This window comes from Rhodococcus sp. GB-02 (assembly GCF_053470465.1).
In genome coordinates this window covers 867,226-884,056 of sequence record NZ_JBPUKE010000003.1, presented here as the reverse complement: position 1 = coordinate 884,056, position 16,831 = coordinate 867,226, and the positions used below count along the sequence as shown (strand labels likewise).

At 62.7% G+C, this 16,831-nt stretch carries 17 protein-coding genes; 6 read left to right on the top strand and 11 right to left on the bottom strand.

Going from position 1 to position 16,831, the window contains the following annotated elements; genetic code table 11:
• Positions 1 to 79: 79 nt before the first annotated feature.
• Together ACSW29_RS24600 and ACSW29_RS24595 are read left to right on the top strand one after the other, a co-directional pair.
• Entirely contained in the window at positions 80 to 916 is an 837-nt protein-coding gene (locus ACSW29_RS24600; RefSeq protein WP_230812969.1) for a GNAT family N-acetyltransferase, read from the top strand.
• Positions 917 to 985: 69 nt separating this feature from the next.
• The gene (locus ACSW29_RS24595; protein WP_317827854.1) at positions 986 to 2,800 is read left to right on the top strand and encodes a penicillin-binding transpeptidase domain-containing protein; all 1,815 of its coding nucleotides are present in this window, start codon (positions 986 to 988) and stop codon (positions 2,798 to 2,800) included.
• A 4-nt stretch (positions 2,801 to 2,804) separates the two neighbouring features.
• Here the strand turns inward: ACSW29_RS24595 and ACSW29_RS24590 are convergent, their stop codons facing one another.
• Positions 2,805 to 3,614 carry a LuxR C-terminal-related transcriptional regulator gene (locus tag ACSW29_RS24590; RefSeq protein ID WP_448278557.1) on the bottom strand — a complete coding sequence of 270 codons (810 nt, stop codon included), beginning with the start codon at positions 3,612 to 3,614 and terminating at the stop codon, positions 2,805 to 2,807.
• 178 nt (positions 3,615 to 3,792) lie between these two features.
• Between ACSW29_RS24590 and ACSW29_RS24585 the strand changes: the two genes are divergently transcribed.
• A complete protein-coding gene (locus ACSW29_RS24585) occupies positions 3,793 to 5,415 on the top strand; it encodes an AMP-binding protein (protein ID WP_448278521.1) in 1,623 nt (540 codons plus the stop codon).
• A gap of 58 nt (positions 5,416 to 5,473) precedes the next feature.
• Here ACSW29_RS24585 and ACSW29_RS24580 read toward each other — a convergent pair whose 3' ends face one another.
• Genes ACSW29_RS24580 through ACSW29_RS24555 form a run of 6 tightly spaced genes read right to left on the bottom strand, consistent with a single transcriptional unit; the run spans position 5,474 to position 11,216 of the window.
• Positions 5,474 to 6,259, bottom strand: coding sequence for an ABC transporter permease (locus ACSW29_RS24580; RefSeq protein WP_448278520.1), 786 nt, complete (start codon positions 6,257 to 6,259; stop codon positions 5,474 to 5,476).
• Entirely contained in the window at positions 6,234 to 7,136 is a 903-nt protein-coding gene (locus ACSW29_RS24575) for a 2-aminoethylphosphonate ABC transporter permease subunit (RefSeq protein WP_317827851.1), read from the bottom strand. Before ACSW29_RS24575 ends, ACSW29_RS24580 begins: the two co-directional genes overlap by 26 nt.
• Positions 7,133 to 8,308, bottom strand: coding sequence for an ABC transporter ATP-binding protein (locus ACSW29_RS24570; protein WP_448278519.1), 1,176 nt, complete (start codon positions 8,306 to 8,308; stop codon positions 7,133 to 7,135). The genes ACSW29_RS24575 and ACSW29_RS24570 overlap by 4 nt, the downstream gene beginning before the upstream one ends.
• A 2-nt stretch (positions 8,309 to 8,310) precedes the next feature.
• On the bottom strand, positions 8,311 to 9,360 hold the full coding sequence (locus ACSW29_RS24565) for a 2-aminoethylphosphonate ABC transporter substrate-binding protein (RefSeq protein WP_317827849.1): 1,050 nt from the start codon (positions 9,358 to 9,360) through the stop codon (positions 8,311 to 8,313).
• 25 nt (positions 9,361 to 9,385) lie between these two features.
• Positions 9,386 to 10,063 carry a phosphonatase-like hydrolase gene (locus ACSW29_RS24560; protein WP_317827848.1) on the bottom strand — a complete coding sequence of 226 codons (678 nt, stop codon included), beginning with the start codon at positions 10,061 to 10,063 and terminating at the stop codon, positions 9,386 to 9,388.
• 25 nt (positions 10,064 to 10,088) lie between these two features.
• Positions 10,089 to 11,216: a TIGR03364 family FAD-dependent oxidoreductase gene (locus ACSW29_RS24555; RefSeq protein ID WP_448278518.1), complete on the bottom strand. Its 1,128-nt coding sequence runs from the start codon at positions 11,214 to 11,216 to the stop codon at positions 10,089 to 10,091.
• 96 nt (positions 11,217 to 11,312) lie between these two features.
• On the opposite strand from ACSW29_RS24555, the gene ACSW29_RS24550 reads away from it, so the two are divergent.
• From ACSW29_RS24550 to ACSW29_RS24540, 3 genes are read left to right on the top strand one after another with little or no spacing between them, the layout of a single operon-like run.
• Complete coding sequence (locus ACSW29_RS24550; protein WP_448278517.1) at positions 11,313 to 12,056, top strand: GntR family transcriptional regulator; 744 nt, start codon at positions 11,313 to 11,315, stop codon at positions 12,054 to 12,056.
• A 5-nt stretch (positions 12,057 to 12,061) separates the two neighbouring features.
• A complete protein-coding gene (locus ACSW29_RS24545; RefSeq protein ID WP_448278516.1) occupies positions 12,062 to 12,262 on the top strand; it encodes a hypothetical protein in 201 nt (66 codons plus the stop codon).
• Complete coding sequence (locus tag ACSW29_RS24540; protein WP_448278515.1) at positions 12,259 to 12,573, top strand: hypothetical protein; 315 nt, start codon at positions 12,259 to 12,261, stop codon at positions 12,571 to 12,573. The genes ACSW29_RS24545 and ACSW29_RS24540 overlap by 4 nt, the downstream gene beginning before the upstream one ends.
• 104 nt (positions 12,574 to 12,677) lie before the next feature.
• Here the strand turns inward: ACSW29_RS24540 and ACSW29_RS24535 are convergent, their stop codons facing one another.
• The 4 genes from ACSW29_RS24535 to ACSW29_RS24520 form a co-directional block, all read right to left on the bottom strand.
• The gene (locus tag ACSW29_RS24535; protein WP_448278514.1) at positions 12,678 to 13,805 is read right to left on the bottom strand and encodes an FAD-dependent oxidoreductase; all 1,128 of its coding nucleotides are present in this window, start codon (positions 13,803 to 13,805) and stop codon (positions 12,678 to 12,680) included.
• A 9-nt stretch (positions 13,806 to 13,814) separates the two neighbouring features.
• On the bottom strand, positions 13,815 to 14,501 hold the full coding sequence (locus ACSW29_RS24530) for a TetR/AcrR family transcriptional regulator C-terminal domain-containing protein (protein WP_448278513.1): 687 nt from the start codon (positions 14,499 to 14,501) through the stop codon (positions 13,815 to 13,817).
• A 124-nt stretch (positions 14,502 to 14,625) separates the two neighbouring features.
• Complete coding sequence (locus ACSW29_RS24525; RefSeq protein WP_448278512.1) at positions 14,626 to 15,786, bottom strand: serine hydrolase domain-containing protein; 1,161 nt, start codon at positions 15,784 to 15,786, stop codon at positions 14,626 to 14,628.
• 126 nt (positions 15,787 to 15,912) lie between these two features.
• Positions 15,913 to 16,818 (bottom strand): hypothetical protein, encoded by a 906-nt coding sequence (locus tag ACSW29_RS24520; protein ID WP_317827842.1) that lies wholly within the window; start codon positions 16,816 to 16,818, stop codon positions 15,913 to 15,915.
• Positions 16,819 to 16,831: the final 13 nt, after the last annotated feature.

The following is a 16,831-nucleotide window of genomic DNA, read 5'->3' as shown; positions in this document are numbered from 1 at the left end:
CAGGTTCGTGGCAATCTGAGTGCATCATGATCGGGTAGTGATATTCGTGGACGCGCAGTCGAGTCGAGGGGGTTGACGGATGCTCAAACTCCTCGGAGCCAAGCAGGTCGGAAGTCGAGATCTCGAAGACGTCCGACGGGTACTCGACGCCGATCCGGTGGCCGCTTGCATGATTGCCGCGCGCGTGGAGGAATGCGGCGTCGACCCACGAATGATTCACGGCGAGCTGTGGAGTCGAGGCGGGCCGTTGTCCTCCCTGTGCTTTGCCGGAGCAAATCTGGTTCCGCTTCGAGGCGATCCGGATGACATTCGAGCATTCGCTGACCGTGCCTGTCGGATTCCACGCATGTGCTCGTCGGTGGTCGGCCGCGCCGAGTTGGCGTTGCCGCTCTGGGAAATGCTCGAACTGGATTGGGGAACTGCGCGGGAGGTCCGCCCCGAACAACCGTTGCTCGCGGTGTCCGAGCCGCTGGCGTGCCCGTCGGATCCTCTGGTCCGGCAGGTCCGCTCCGATGAACTCGACATCTATCTGCCTGCCGCGATCGCGATGTTCATCGAAGAGGTGGGCGTCGATCCGCGTGCCAACGACGGTGGGCGTGGTTATCGGCATCGTGTCGCAAGCCTGATCGCAGCCGGACGAGCGTGGGCGCACATCGAGGACGGCCAGGTCGTTTTCAAAGCGGAGGTCGGTTCGATGTCCGCGCGCTGTGGCCAGATTCAGGGCGTGTGGGTCAATCCCGAGTTTCGCGGACAGGGCTTCGGGGTGACCGGTACGGCGGCTGTAGCGGAGTCGATCATGGCGACCGGTCGCATTGCGAGCCTGTACGTCAACAGCTTCAATACGATTGCGCGGTCGACCTATTCGCGGGTGGGGTTCCGACAGGTCGCAACTTTCTCGACGGTACTGCTCGACTGACCGCACACGCTGGGTGCAATGGTCGCGCCTACCCTGACCGCGTCGGTTGCCGCCTTAGTATGGGGCTCGATGAACACTCGGCATTTCTCTCGTAGTCGCTCGGCCCAACTGTTGGCCTCCTGCACCGTGATTTTCTTGGCGGTGGGGATCAGTTCGTGTACTCCGAAACCCGCCGGCCCCGAGCCCGTCGCGCAGCAGTTCTTGAGTGCATTCGGTGACAGGGACGTCGACGAGGCAGCAAAATTGACGGACCGGCCTGATTCCGCCGGGCCCGTGTTGAGCGATACCTGGGATGCGCTTCAGGCTGAGTCGATGACTGCTGAGACGACGTCGGTGAAGATGAACGGTGACACCGCGACGGTCGGCTACACGTACGAGTGGCATCTGCCGAAAGATCGCGTCTGGACCTACGACGGCGAGCTGCAGATGGGGCGCAAGGACGGCGACTGGTCCGTCCGTTGGAGTTCGACGGACGTTCATCCCCGTCTCGGTGACAAGCAGACGATGTCGTTGCGGGCAACCGCTGCGCCAAGGGCGAGGGTCAACGAGCATTCGGGCACTGACGTCCTCGTGCCGGGAATCGTCTACCGCGTGAAGTTCGATCGCTCGAAGAGCAACGACATCATCGGCTCCGCGAACAGTCTCGCAAGCGTTCTGGGCCGGTTCGATTCTTCGCTGACGGGTCAGTCGATCGCGGAATCGTCGACGGCCGTCAAGGGTGACTACCTGGTGACCCGGTTGCGCAGTGACGATTACGACCAGGTTTCGGCGCAACTCGGAGCGATCTCGGGAGTATCGGTCTCGGACGAATCGGATCTCGTCTCGACCGACCCGGAGTTCGCACCTGACCTGCTCGGGCAGATCAAGAAGACGATCATCGACGAGGTCGACGGCAAGGCCGGCTGGAGTGTCGTCACGGTCAACCAGAACGGCGTCGACACCGACGTGTTGACCGAGACTGCGCCGCAACCTGTTCCGTCGTTCACTATCAGTCTGGACCGCAACATTCAGATCGCTGCGCAGCGCGCGGTGAACGTGAACAAGGATCAGGCGATGATGGTGGTCATCGAACCGTCGAGCGGCGCCATTTTGGCCGTTGCACAGAACAAGGCAGCAGACCGCGACGGACCGGTCGCGACGATGGGTCAATACCCACCCGGTTCGACGTTCAAGATCATCACAGCAGGTGCGGCAATTTCGACGGGTCAGGCGAGCCCAGACACGATGGTGCCATGCCCGGGCCGAATCGAGATCGGCGAGCGCAGCGTCCCCAACTACAACGAGTTCGCACTCGGCACGGTGCCGATGGCAACGGCCTTCGCCCGTTCGTGCAACACGTCCTTCGCAAAGCTGGCCAGCGAGATGCAAGCCGACACGTTGACCACTGCCGCAGCGCAGTTCGGCATCGGCCAGGACTACAACGTGGTGGGGTTGCCGATCGATTCGGGTTCGGTGCCGCCGGCGTCGGATCTGGTGCAGCGGACCGAGGACGGATTCGGTCAGGGCAAGGTCGTGGTCAGTCCGTTCGGAATGGCGATGGCGGCGGCGACGGTCGCGAACGGTTCGACACCGGTGCCGCAACTGATTTCGGGACGTGAGACCACTATCGACGGTGAGCGCCCGGCGATCACACCGGCCATGGTCGACGGTCTGCGCGGAATGATGCGACTCGTCGTCACCAGTGGTACCGCCGAACGCGTCGAAGATCAGGGTGAGGTGTACGGCAAGACCGGTGAAGCCGAGGTCGACGGGGGATCGCATGCGTGGTTCGTCGGCTATCGCGGCAACCTGGCCTTCGCCACTCTGGTTGTGCGGGGCGGAAGTTCGGACAACGCCGTCGCAGTCACCCGAGACATGCTCACCGCCCTTCCGGAAGGCTACTGACCCGTCAGGGGAGCAGGCCCAACCTGCGGGCGGTCACCACGGCTTCGTGGCGTGAGCTCGCGTCCAGCTTTCCCATCGCGCTCCGCAGGTAGCTTTTGACTGTTTCCGGGCGAAGGGAAAGTCGTTGGCCGGCTTCGATGTTGGTGCAGCCGAGTGCGACTTGCGAGAGAACGTCCACTTCACGCGGGGTGAGCGCGACGTCGGATTCGGCGTCGGCGTTAGGCCGCAGCAGGTTGGCCAAACGCTGGGAAAGTCCGCGGAGCTTGGTCTGCAAGTCGGTGTCGGTCACAGTCTGGGCGACACTGCGTAGTTCGGCGTGGACTCCGCGGATCTCTTCCGAAGACATACCGTCGGCGGTGGTCGCGGCGGCGGCCTGAAGTAGTTGCAGGCGACGATCGACCTCGTCGCGGATGGCGAACTCCATCCCGAGGCGCCGGGATGCGCTGACCATGACGTCTGCTGTGCGATCGCCGAGGGGAGCGGAGTCGCGGATGGCGGCGTAGAGGACAGCGCGCGATTTGCCGGACACCATGACCGGAACGGCGATGATCGAATGCAGGCCTTCGCTCAGAACAGGCCGGTCGAAGTGATGAGTGATGGACTGCGAATTGCCGTAATCGTTGACGGTGATAGGTGAACCCTGGGCGACGACGCGTCCGCCCATGCCCGAGCGCGGCGGGATGGCCAAGCCCTTGAGATTGTTGGTGCGGGTGCCGACGAATTCGCTCAGGTGCAGGGTTCCGTCCTGGACCTCGCCTCCGAACAGCACGGGAACAACGCCCTGAGCTGCAATTGTTCGGAGTTCACCTCGCATAGCGTCCCCGTCGCGGGGACGCAGAAGTGACGAAGCATGTCGATTCACGCAGGTACCCCTTTCTGGGGGTAGTGAAGTTCTCTTGTGAGCTAGATCATAGGGGGTGAACAGTACGTATGACGAGCCGCCAACGTAACCGGTCGGGCCAACCATACGACGATCGATAAGGAGCAAGTTGATGAGCACCGATCCCACCGCACGGGTGCGCGAGCTGCTGGACCAGTACGACACCCCGCATGCCAGCGCCGCAGAATTGCTCTGCGATCGGCATCCCGCGGATGGCGTTGCATTCACCGTCGTCGAGGCAGACCTTAGCTCGGTGGACCTCACTTACGGTCATCTACGTGAGCAGTCCGCGCGTTTCGCGGCAGCTCTGGCCGACCTCGGAGTCGAGCCGGGTGACAACGTCGCGACCTTGATGGGCAAGTCTGCGGACCTCGTGGTCGCACTCCTCGGAATCTGGCGCCGCGGCGCGGTCCACGTGCCCTTGTTCACGGCGTTCGCTTCGCCGGCCATCGCTTTCCGCTTGACGGCCAGTGGCGCGAAGGTCGTCATTTCCGACGCCAATCAGCTCGACAAGCTCGCGCCGGGTGAGGACATCCCCGCCGACGCAGCGTGGCAGGTCATCGTCGCGGGCGGCGCGGCCGGTGACGAACTGGACTTCGATGCACTTGTCGCAGCTCAGGATGCCGAAGACCCGAAAGGCGCTGCTCAGGCCGTCGGCGGCAACGCGCCAATGGTGCAGCTGTTCACCAGCGGTACCACGGGAACACCCAAGGGCGTGCCGGTACCGGTGCGTGCGCTCGCGTCGTTCCACGCCTACCAAGAGTTCGGCCTCGACGTCCGCGGCGACGACGTGTTCTGGAACGCCGCGGACCCGGGCTGGGCGTACGGGTTGTACTACGCGTTGCTCGGCCCGCTAGCCGCCGGAACGCGAAGCATTCTGCTGCACGCCGGATTCTCCGCGCCCCTGACGTGGCAGATCATCGAGAAGTTCGGTGTCACCAATTTTGCCGCCGCTCCGACCGTGTACCGCAGTCTGCGTGCCGACAAGGCACCGGTTCCGGAAGGCATTTCGCTGCGCCGCGCGTCCTCGGCCGGTGAGCCGTTGACCCCGGATGTGGTTGCGTGGTCGAAGAACTCGTTGGGCGTCGAGGTCCGTGATCACTACGGCCAGACCGAGCACGGCATGTTCATCGTCAACGCCTGGGCCGACGGGCTCCGTGAGGACGTGCGCCCAGGATCGATGGGTCGTCCGTTGCCGGGTTGGTCTGCTGCTGTGCTGGAAGACAATTCGGATGACATCGCACCGGCTCGCACTCAGGGCCGGGTGGCGATCGATACCCACAACAGCCCGTTGATGTGGTTCTCCGGATACGTCGATGCTCCGGAGAAGACGAAGCAGCGATTCAGCGAAGACGGCCGCTGGTACATCACTGGCGATGCCGGAATGACGGACGAGGACGGATTCTTCTTCTTCTCCTCGCGAGACGACGACGTCATCATCATGGCCGGCTACCGCATCGGACCCTTCGACGTCGAGAGCGTGCTGGTCATGCACGAGCACGTCATCGAGGCCGCTGTCGTGGGCATGCCCGACGAGTTGCGCGGTGAGGTCCTCGAGGCGTTTGTCGTTCTACGAGAAGGCGTCGACGGCGACGACGAACTCGAGAAGGAACTGCAGACGTTGGTGAAGAAGAAGTTTGCAGCGCACGCGTACCCGCGCACCGTGCACTTCGTTCCGAACCTGCCCAAGACCCCGAGCGGCAAGGTTCAGCGGTACATCTTGCGGAAGGGATAAACCCCCCTGCTGTGCGCCTTCATTAACCGCGGGCGGTTAACAAAGGCGCACAGCAAGGTCAGCGCCGACGGATTCTGGCGACCACCATGAGGGCGATCAGGGTGACTGCAAGCAGCAGTGTCGTATTTGCTGCGGCAAGAAATACCTGGCCGCGGTCGGTGAGTCCGAAGATGCTGACCGGCAAGGTCTTCCATGTCGCCGGATAGACCATGACGGTAGCGCCCAGTTCACCCATCGAGAGCGCGACGGAAAGTCCCGCGGCCGCACCCAATGCTGGGAGTAGCAGCGGAAGTGTCACTCGCGTCAGCACCCGTACGGGGCCTGCCCCGAGCGATTCCGCGGCCTGGCGGTACGCGGGATCAAGTCGTTCCAGTGCCGCAGAAACCGCGCTGAATGCAAAGGCGAGCACCAGAACGGTGTGAGCGAGAATCACGATCCACTTGGTACCGCCGAGCAGCAGTGGGCGCTCGTTGAAGGTGATCAGCAGACCCAAGCCGATGGCAACCGAGGGAACTGCAATCGGCAGGTGGAACACGGCGTCGGTGATGCGGCGCAGCCACATCGGTGCCTCACGAGAGGCCAGTGCGGCCCACGTTCCGACGATCAGTGCCAGCACTCCCGAGATGAACGCAGTCTGCAAGCTGACGGTCAGGCTGGCGAAGTTCTCGTCGGACAGCGCAGTCGAGAAGTTCCTTCCGCCGAGATTCGAGGGCAATGGCCCCGTCCACGATCCGGCCAGCGCAGCCGCGACGACGGTGGCGATGGGTGCGACAAAAACGACCGCGACGACGAGGGCGAAGAATCCGAGAACGAGAGCCTTAGAGCTTCGTGTCCACAGCAGCACGGCTGCCTCCCATCAATCTGTTGAAGGTGAATCGGTAGAGGCAGTACAAGCCGAGTGAGAGTGCGACCTGGACTGTCGCGATCACTGCCGCGCCCGGCAAGTCGAACGTGACGATGCCACGGGTGTAGATGAGGACCGGCAGAGTTACGACGTCTTTTGCTCCGGTGAAGAGCACGATGCCGAATTCGTTGAGCGTCAACAGAAGTACGAGTGACCCACCGGCCAGGAGGGCTGGCCACGCTTCCGGCATCACCACCTGTCGCAGAACCCGGATGGGTGACGCTCCGAGGCTGGCCGCGACGTCGAGTTGTTCACGGGGAATCTGGGTGAAAGCGGCCAATAGCGGACGTACGACAAAAGGTGTGAAGAAGGTGATTTCGGCCGCGACGACGCCGAACGGTGTGTTGAGGAAATTCAGCGGGCCGCTCGCGTCGCCGGTGATGCGGACGATCAAGGCGTTGACGGCGCCGGCCGTGCCGTACAGAAACGTGAACGCCAGCGTGATCAGGAATGACGGCAGGGCGAGCACCGTGTCGATCAATCGCCCTACCACCTTGGATCCCGCGAACGGAACGAAGGCAAGCACCAAGGCGAGGAAAGTGCCGAGGACCAGGCAACCCAGGGTCGACGCCACGGCGATTTGGATGGTCCGCCAGAGCGCGGTTCGGAACAGTTCCGAACCGAGCACCGAAGACCACGTGGACAGACCGGTGCCGTCTGCGGTGCTCAGCGATTCCGTGAGGACCCGCGCGGTGGGATACACCGCGAACACGAGCACCAGAAGCAGTGGCGGTAGCGCCCAGCCGATCCGGCGCCACGGAATCGGGTCTTTATGTTGGGGCACAGCGGTTTCGGGGCGTTCCAAGGTTGTCGTCATGGGTGGCGATCCGCCGGAACCAGGACACTGCCGTCCGTGGGCAAGACGACGCCAACCTCGGTGTCGACCGGTCGCTCGTCGTGGCCTGCAACATCCGCGTCGACGCGGACGTCGTCGAGGCCACGGACAGCCAGCGTCAGACGCGTCGTGGAACCGCGCCAGACGCTCGAGACGATGCGCGCCGGGAATGATCCTCGTGCGCCGACGCCGGTTACGCCTACCGCGTGCGGGCGAACACACAGGTAGGCGTCCATGTCGGACTCCCATTCGATGTGCCCGATCTCGGGCTGCGGGGCGTGAGCAGTGAACGGCGTGCCACCGATCGAGACCAGTGCGGAGGTGCCGATGACGCGTGTGACAGTGCAGGGCAGCAGGTTCGCACCCCCGAGGAAGGCCGCGGTGAAGCTGGACGGCGGGCGTTTCCACAAGGCCTCGGCGGTGTCGATGTCCGCGAGTCTGGCGTTGCGCATCACTGCGATTCGGTCTGCGAGCGCGAGGGCTTCACTCTGATCGTGCGTCACATAGAGCATGGCTGTGTCGGGTAGTGCGGCGCGCAGTCTCGCCAGTTCTCCGAGCATGCTCTCGCGAAGTTGAGCATCCAGGGCGGCCAGCGGTTCGTCGAGGAGGAGTACTCCCGGACGAATCGCCAAGGCGCGGGCGATGGCGATTCGCTGCTGTTGGCCACCGGAAAGCTCACGCGGCAGACGCTTTCCGTATGCCGACATCCCGACCATGTCGAGGGCTTCGGCCACGCGTGGGCCGATCTCCGACCGCGGCACACGGTGGGCTCGGAGTCCGAAGGCCACGTTCTCGGAGACCCTCATGTGCGGGAAGAGCGCGTACGACTGAACGACGACGCCGATTCCGCGTTGTGCGGGAGGGAGGTTGGTGATGTTTCGGGTGCCGAGCTTGACCGAACCGGACGTGGGGCGGACAAATCCCGCGAGGGCCTTCAGGGCGGTCGACTTGCCGGATCCACTGGGCCCCAGCAGTGCCACGGTTTCACCCGGCGCCACTCGTAGATTGAAATCGACGAGGGCATGGGTCGCGGTCTTCCCGCGGCCGTAGGCGACGTTGACGCGATCGAAGGTGATGGCCGGAGCGGAATGTTCGATCGCTCCGTGGACACCGACGGTCTCGGGGAGCGTCCGCCCCAGTCTGGTTCTTGCCATGATCAGCTCCCGGTGGCTTTCTGGTAGGCGGCGATGTCTGCGTCGAGCGAGCTGAGGACGTCGTTCCAGTTCGGGGTCCACACGTTGACGCCCTGCAGAACTCCGGAAGGCGTGTTCTTGTCGGTGGATTCACCGGTAGCGCTTCGGACGTCCTCGCGGACCGATACGCCGAGTGCATCGGTGGCGACGGTCTTCTGGGATTCTTCGGAGAGCAGGAATTCCATGAGCTTCTTCGCTTGTTCGCTACTCGGGGCGCTCTTGGCGAGCCCCATCACGTAGGGCAGTGCAATGGTGGTGCGAGTGCCGTCGGCTCCCGCGGGGAAGAAGATGTCGAACTTGGATCCGTCGTCGGCGATGGAGGCGAGGTTCATCTGGACGTCACCGTTGGCGACCAACAGTTCTCCGTTGCTGACCTTGGGCTGGAGCTTTCCTGTCGAGGACGAGGGTCCGACGTTGTTGGCCTGGAGCTTTCCGAGGTAGTCGAGTGCGCCTTCCTTGCCCATCAGGTGCTGGAGCAGCAAGAGCACCGCGGTACCATCGCCGGCCTGCCCGGGCGTGGAGTACTGCAACTTGCCCTTGAACTGATCTGTGAGCAGGTCGTCCCAAGATTGTGGGGCGGGTGATGCAGTCGGATTGGCAATGAAGGAGAGGTAGTTCTCGACGACGGGTACGTACTTGCCGGCGTCGTCCTTCTCGTCGGCCGGAACGGCGGAGGTGTCGATTCCGCTGGGCTCGAGCAGACCTTGCGCGTCGGCCTTCTGGATGAACGGTGGCAGGGTGATGATGACATCGGCCTGTGGGTTGGACTGCTCCTTGTCGACGCGGGAGACGACCTCGCCGGAACCGGCTTCCACCAGGTTGACAGCGATGCCGGTCTGCGCGGTGAAGGCGTCGAATCTGCCTTTGTACCAACCGGACAGTCCGTCGGCGCTGTAGACGGTGACGGTTTCGGTATCTGATCCGGCGGCAGTGCCGGTTCCACCACATGCTGTGGTGAACGAAAGGACGGACACGGCGAGAGCGGCCGCAGCGATGCTCGGGCGTAGACGCATGACGATTCCTTCTTCGGAGGTGAGATCAGGGGTGGGTGAGGAGTTCGGCGAACTCCGTCACGGACGGGACGATGTGGGTGGCACCGGCGTCGCGAAGTTGTTGCTCGTCGTGAGCGCCGGTCAGAGTTCCGGCAACGATTGATGCGCCGGATCGAATGCCGCTGAGCACGTCGTTGGACGTGTCGCCGAGTACGGCGATCTGGTGGACGTCGTCGATCGAAAGTTTGAGCAGCGCAGTCAAAATCAAGTCAGGGAACGGGCGACCGCGACCGGCTTCGGCGGGGGAGAGGGTGAGATCGGCGAGGGTTTCCCAGCCGAGCGCGACGAGGAGTTTGTCCTGCGTCGATCGGCTGAACCCGGTGGTCAGGGCAACTTTGATGCCGGCCTCGCGGAGTGTGGTTATCGCCTTCTCCGCGCCAGGGATCGGCTCGGCGAGCCCCTGGTCGATGAGGGAGTCGTACGTGGTTTCGAAGGCGGCGTTCGCGGCCTGGGCGCGGTCTTCGTCACCGAAGATCGCCCGGAACACGACGATCTTCGACTGGCCCATCGTGTCGAGGACGTACTGGCGAGCGGCATCGGCTTCCGGGCCTTCGGCGGGCAGTCCGCCGGCTTCAGCGGCGGCAGCGAAGGCGCGAAGAACCAGTCCGTCGTCGGCGACGGTGGTGCCGGCCATGTCGAGAACGGCGAGGGTGATGGGAGACATGAGAAGTCTTTCTTGTCGGAAGGATTCAGAGACCGAACTGGTCGGCGGATTGTTCCGCCAGTGCCGGGCCGAGCGTCATGCCGCGGCCACCGGGACCGGCAACCACCCAGACGTTGTCGGCGGCTTGTGCGCGGTGAACAAGTTGTGATGGGTCGAGGCACTGGCTGTAGACGCCCGCCCATCGCTTGACGATGGGCGGAAGATCGCGTCCCAGAAGTGTTTCCACGACTCCGGACAGATGGCGATAGGGCGCCTCGTCGACGTCGAAGTCGAAGGGCTCCTCGTATTCGTGGGTGTCACCGATGGTCAGGCCGCCATGCAAGCGCTGCACGCACAGGAGCTGCATGCGGTGTTCATCGGCAGTCGGTTCCTGCGGCTGCACTGTGCGAAGGTGATCAAGGGCAGATCCGGCGAAACCTGGGTAGTAGCGGAAGCTGTCACCGTCAGCGATTGCTGTGGTGAGCTTTTCGCCGAGCGGGGCTGTCTGCATCATCTGCAGGCGCACGCGGCGCAACGGGAGATCGCCGGCGAGATCGCGAGCCAATCCGCCGAGTGTTGCTCCGGGGCAGACGATCACCAGATCGGCGTCGAAGTTGCGACCATGGTCGTCGCGGATGTGTACGCCGGAGGTGTTCGTCGTGATCTCGCGGGCTTCCGTTCCGGCGTGGAAAGTGTAACGGCCGGTGGATTCGAGATAGGAACGGATGGCGGGGAGCGCTTGCCGTGACTCGACAGCGGCGTCCAGGGTGCAGTGCAGTCCGCCGAGAAACTTGCCCCGGAGCGCGGGGTTGACGGCGCGAACGGCGTCGGGATCCAAGAGCACGAACCCTCTGTTGTCAGCGTCGGGGCGGCCGAAGACTTCCTGCGCGACCGCGACCTCCTCCTCGGTGCGCATGAGGGTGATGGAGCCGGCCGGGCGGTATCCGACGCCGGGGACACGGGCGGCAAGGTCCGCCCACAGCTCGCGCGATCGCAGCGCGGCTTCGAGTTCGTGTGGAGCGCGCCCGGATACCCAGACCAATCCGAAGTTCCGCACCGTTGCACCGCGGGCTTCGGGCTCGCGTTCGAGATGGATGACGTCGTGTCCCCGGCGGATTGCCTCGTCGGCGTGCGCCGTTCCGAGGATTCCTCCGCCCACAATCAAAATTCGCATGTAGAGATAGTGACGTTTGGTCTAGACCAATAGGGGGAATCGAGACGAACTCCAGGTTAACAATTGGTATAGACCGAATTCTTGTACGCTTGCGCCATGAATCAGCAGACGTCCACCGGGCCGGGGACCTCGAGCGTCGTGATGGAACCGGAGTTGAAGTACTACCGGGTGCGCACCGAGATCGAGACCATTCTCAGTGGGCTCGAGGAGGGCGACGCAGTCCCGTCCGAGCGGGAATTGGCGGCACGGTTCACTGTCGCTCGCGAGACGGTCCGACAAGCGCTTCGTGATCTGCTTGTCGAAGGACGGATCGAGCGGCGGGGGCGGGGCACTGTCGTCGCGAGTCCGAAGTTGGTTCAGCCGCTATCGATTCGTTCCTATACCGAAGGCGCTCTGAGCGCTGGGCGGGTACCCAGTCGTAAGGTTGTGACGTTCGAACGAATGTCGGCCGACGACGGTCTCGCTACGGAATTGGGTATCGAACCAGGTAACAGCGTCGTTCATCTCGAGCGTGTTCTCTTCGCCGACGGAGAGAAGATCGGACTCGAATCAACTTTCCTGCCGGACAGCAGGTTCGGTGAGATGCTCGACGCTTTCGATGCGACGACATCGCTGTACGCGGCTATCCGTTCCATTGGCGTGGTCTTCGCCTTCGCAACCGAACGGATCGAGACGGTGCTCGCGTCACCGCGTGAGGCAACACTCGTCGAGTCCACGACCTCGATGCCGATGCTTCTGCTGCACCGGACGTCCGTCGACCCGGATGGTGTGCCGATTGAGCGGGTTCGCTCGCTTTACCGCGGCGACCGCATTGCCTTCTTGACGACGTTGCGGGAGTGATTGCGGTGGGCGATGCAGGCGACATCACGCTCGCGAGTTATGAGGCCGGTGCGAATCTGTATGCAGCGAGACCGTATGTCATGGGGGAGGCAATGGCCCGGTACCTTGCCCGGATCGCCAAGCTGGTGGACGGAGGGACGATTCTGGAACTCGGCAGTGGTCCTGCCGTGATGCCGAGTACCTCGAAACTTTCGGAGTATCGGTGACGCGAACTGACGGCGCACTCGCCTTCGTTGAAATGATGAGGGCACAGGGCTTTACGGCAGAGGTCCTCGACATGCGAACTGAGCAGTTCAATGGAACTTACGATGCCGTGGTGGCGAATGCGGTTCTGCTTCATTTGCGACGCGACGAGTTCGAGGTGGTCGCGAGAAAATCGCGAGGTGTAGTGAGTGCAGAGGGACTACTCGCGTTCACGGTCAAGAAGGGCGACGGAACCAGTTGGAGCAATGCGAAACTGGGGTTGCCGCGCCACTTCACATATTGGCAGGACAGCCAGCTTCGTCAGGTGCTCTGAAGTACCGGGTGGGAGACCTTGTCGATCGAAACCGTGGTCGGTTCCACTGCCGATTGGTTGTTTGTCATTGCGCGGGCGAACTGACAACCGGATGGCGGTTCGGATTACGCGTGTGAGGTGAACATGTCCAGGAGCCCGTGGGGTGCGTTCTCGCCGAAGCACATGTCCAGACCATCAGCCGACTGTCGCGCCGACGCGGCGCTGCGCGGGAAGAGTCGCTCCTCATAGGCGGCAAGTCCTTCCTCCCTTTCGCCGTGTGACGCGATCGCCTGGCCGAGCTCGGCGCCGTCGAGCATTGCCAGGTTCGCGCCCTCTCCGGCAAACGGCGACATGACATGTGCCGCGTCCCCGAGCAGAGTGACCCCAGGAGTGCGGCTCCAACTGTGCCCGATGGGAAGGGCATGGATGGGGCGAGGGGTCAGCGAGCTGTCCGCTTCGACGATCAGAGAACGCAGCGACTCGTCCCAGTCCGAGAAGTGTTCCAGCAGAATCTTCTTCGCGATGTGATCGTCGGAGAAGTCGACACTCGCTGACCAGTTCTCGGGAACTCGCAGGGCGGCATAGATGTGCAGACTGTTGTCGGTCTCACGGTGGGCTAGGAAGCCCTTGTCAGCGCTGAGCGCGAACATCATTCCGCCGCCGACTGTTTCAACGGAACTTGCGTGCTGGTTGTCGGCGTCGTGAAGGTCGAACTCCACGAAAGATACTCCGGTATAGGCAGGAGTGGCGTGTGAAACCAGTGGGCGAATTTTCGACCACGCGCCGTCGGCGCCGACCAAGAGATCGGTGGTGAAGTGGGTGCCATCCGCGAGGTGGACTTCATGCCGACTGTCCGGCAACGGATGAGCACTGCGCACCTTGGCTCCCCAGTGGATTGTTTCTTTCGGAATTGAGGTGAGCAGTAGGTCACGCAGCTGGCCGCGATCGATTTCCGGGCGGTCGCCGTCTCCAGTGTCCTGTTCGCTCAGGTGCACGACGGCATTTCGATCGAGGACACGCGTTCCTTCACCGCCTTGATGAACGAGTGCGCGGAACTCGTCGTAGAGGCCGGCGGCACGAAGCGCGATCTGGCCTGAGTTTTCGTGGATGTCGAGCATCCCGCCTTGAGTTCTGGCTGTCGGTCCGGATTCGAGATCGAATACCGCCGAATCGATTCCGCGGAGATGGAGGACTCGGGCGAGGGTGAGGCCGCCAAGGCCGGCGCCGATGATTGCGATGGGGTAGTGGTTCATGGTGGGTTCCTAAGAAGTGAGTGGGGTGTTCTCGATGCCCGTGATGAGCGTGCGGAATCCCCAAGAGAGGCGCGCCGAGGGTTCACCGGCAAGTAGAGCTGTTGCATGGCCTGCGACGAGGGGGTGCGTCTGCGGGTTTGCGTTCTGGATTGCGTCGGTCAACGCGCTCCATCGGGCATCCGCGTCGGCGGAATTGTTCGGCGCCGAGTGTTCGGCAGCAGTGGACGTCGCGTACTGCAGTAGCAAGTCCACGCCCCACGCGGCTTGACCTGAAGGGACTTTGCCTTCGTCGAGCAGTGCCAGCAGGCGCTCGAGCAGGTGTACGTAGTGGACTCCGCTGGGCCGGGAAATGAGTGCCGACTGGGCGAGACCGGGATGGTCGAACAATACGGCCGTGTACGAGGTCAACACTCGTTCGAGGCGCGCTTGCCAAGTGCCGGAGGTTCTTTCGGCGAGGTCGACTACTCCGAGGAGTTCGTCCAGAACCGCGGCGTGCAATTCGGCTGTGTTTCGCACGTACACGTACAGCGACGCAGGTCCGGTGTCGAGTTCGAGGGCGAGCCGACGCATTGTCAACTTCTGCAGCCCCTCCGAGCGCAAGATATCCACCGCCGCACTGACGATGCCCTCGCGTGTCAGTGCGGGTTTAGCCGGGCGATTGCGTCGGCTCGATGGACTTGCGGGGTGAGTGGGCATGACTTCACCGTACACGAACATGTTCGTAACGAACATGTTCGTCGGATCACGCGCTCAACCTCCACCGGTATAAAAAACGCGGTGGAGGTTGATTACGGGCCCGTGAGCAGCCAGAGGAAATTGATCAGCCGTAGACATTGTCCGGGCTGATCAACTCGGTGATCGGTACCATCAAAGCGCTGGTCAGGTCAGTCTCGCCGTCGATGTCGGTGTTGATGAAGACGACCAGTGTGGTGTCCTTCTCGGGCAAGTAGACCGAGACTGTCTTGTAGCCGGGCAGGCTTCCGTTGTGACCGATCCAGCCGCCGCTGTTGAACAAACCGAGTCCGTAGCCGGAGCTGTCGTCCCCTTCGCTCAAGCTCACGGTTTGCAGGCGCTGCTTCTGAGTGTCGTCGGTGAGGAGATCGCCCTTGGCCAGTGCCGGAGCCCAGATGCGCATGTCGTCCAACGTCGAGATCATTGCACCCGCAGCGCCGCCCCACGACGGATTCCAGTCCGTTGCCGCGGTCACGGATTCGTCGAGCGTTTGGTTGGTGTACCCCTGTGCGTGTGGTGTCGGGAACGCGTTGTTGGTGGGAAAGCTGGTGTGCTCCATTCCGAGTGGTGTCGTGATCTTGGTGTCGATGACTTCCGACAGTTTGGAGCCGGAGACCTTTTCGATCACCATTCCCAGCAGAATAGTGTTGGTGTTCGAGTAGTCGACGGTGGTCCCTGGTCGAAGCTGAAGTGGGAGATCCTTGACGTACCCCACGAGCTCTTCGGGTGTGAAAGCTCGGCGAGGATCCGAAAGATACTCCATGACAAACTGTTCGGACGTCGTGTAGTCCACGAGCCCACTGCGCATCCCCGCCAGCTGGCGCAAGCTGATCGCATCGCCTTCCATGACGCCATCGACGTACTTGGAGATCGGGTCATCGAGACCGATCTTGTCCTCGTCGACCAATTGCAGCAGGGCGGTCACAGTAAATGTTTTGGTGACGCTGCCGATCCGGTGGTAGAAGTCGGTTTCCATCGGTGCTTTGGTTGCCGTATCCGAGACTCCTGCAACCTTGACATAGTTGCCGTCGGGTCCCCAAATGCCCACCATCGCACCGGGAATCCCGGTCGAATTCACCGCTGCGTCGATGATCGAATCGAGTTGGTCGGTGATGGCAGAGTCCATGACTTTGTCGGATGTGGCTGTCGGATTGTCTGCGGATTTGTCCGTGCTGCAGCTGATTACAGCTCCGGCAACCATGGCGCTGCACAGGCCGACAATCATGATGCGTCTTGCTCCGGTTTTCATGAGTCGAACTCTGCCTGTCCGAGGGCACTCACACATCGACCCCGGGTACGGCAGACGCAGTCCCCAGGTACCTCCTCAACCGGTACTGGGGGACTACGGAACCCTGGCCTGAACCCATGACTTGGGTCAGAGCCCGCCGTCGAAGAACGCCGCCAGCGCCGGTGCCGGATCTGCCGCGGTGCCCATGTTTGCTACGCCGACAACGACTAATCCCAGCGTGAACAGTGCAGCGAGAACACCGATCGACCCCGACACGAATCTCGTCCGTCTGTCGGATCGCGCAGTTTTCGCGAAGCGCACCCACAGCAGCACGGACACGCCGAGTGATACTGCTGCCGCGATCAGTGCGATCACAGCCATGGCCGCGTGATATCGAGCGAAGTCGCTGATCATCAGATCGAGCGCAGGGTTTTCCTGCCCTCTGGCGCCCGTGGACTCGGCGAGCTGATACCGAACTTGACCGAGAGTATCGGCGAGTTCCCCTTCCGTCTCGCCCACGGGCAGCATCGAGATCAGCGACGAGAAGGGTGCAACGACACCTTGGACATTTGCCATCACGAGCACCGAGGAGAACAGTGCGAGGATCGTGACCAGCCCTCCCGCCGAGACGAATGCGAGTTTCTTTCCAGCCGTCAGAGGGCCGGCGTTCACGAACGACGCCTTGAGCATCCGGCCGAGTGCGAGCAGAACCGTCAGCAGGATTACCGCGATCACGGCCTTGGCCACGTGGTACCGCAGCCAGTAGTCGACAGCGGACTCCAAGCTCGGAGAGAAGGCTTGGACACCGGAACTCCAGTATTCGACGAACGCGGCGCGGACCGTCTCGACGAGTTCCCCCTGGTCTGCGTACCCATCACCCGGCCTACTGGTCACCATGCCCGGGGCGAGAACGAAGGCAACGGAGAAACCGGCGACCAACGCGATCAACGCGACGATCTTGCGACCGGAGGACTGCGTTGATCGCGACGGCCCTGCAGTGTTGTGCCGTGAAGAATTGTGAAGTGGGATTCCTCCAGCGTGATGAGCGATCATCTGGTCACCGTCC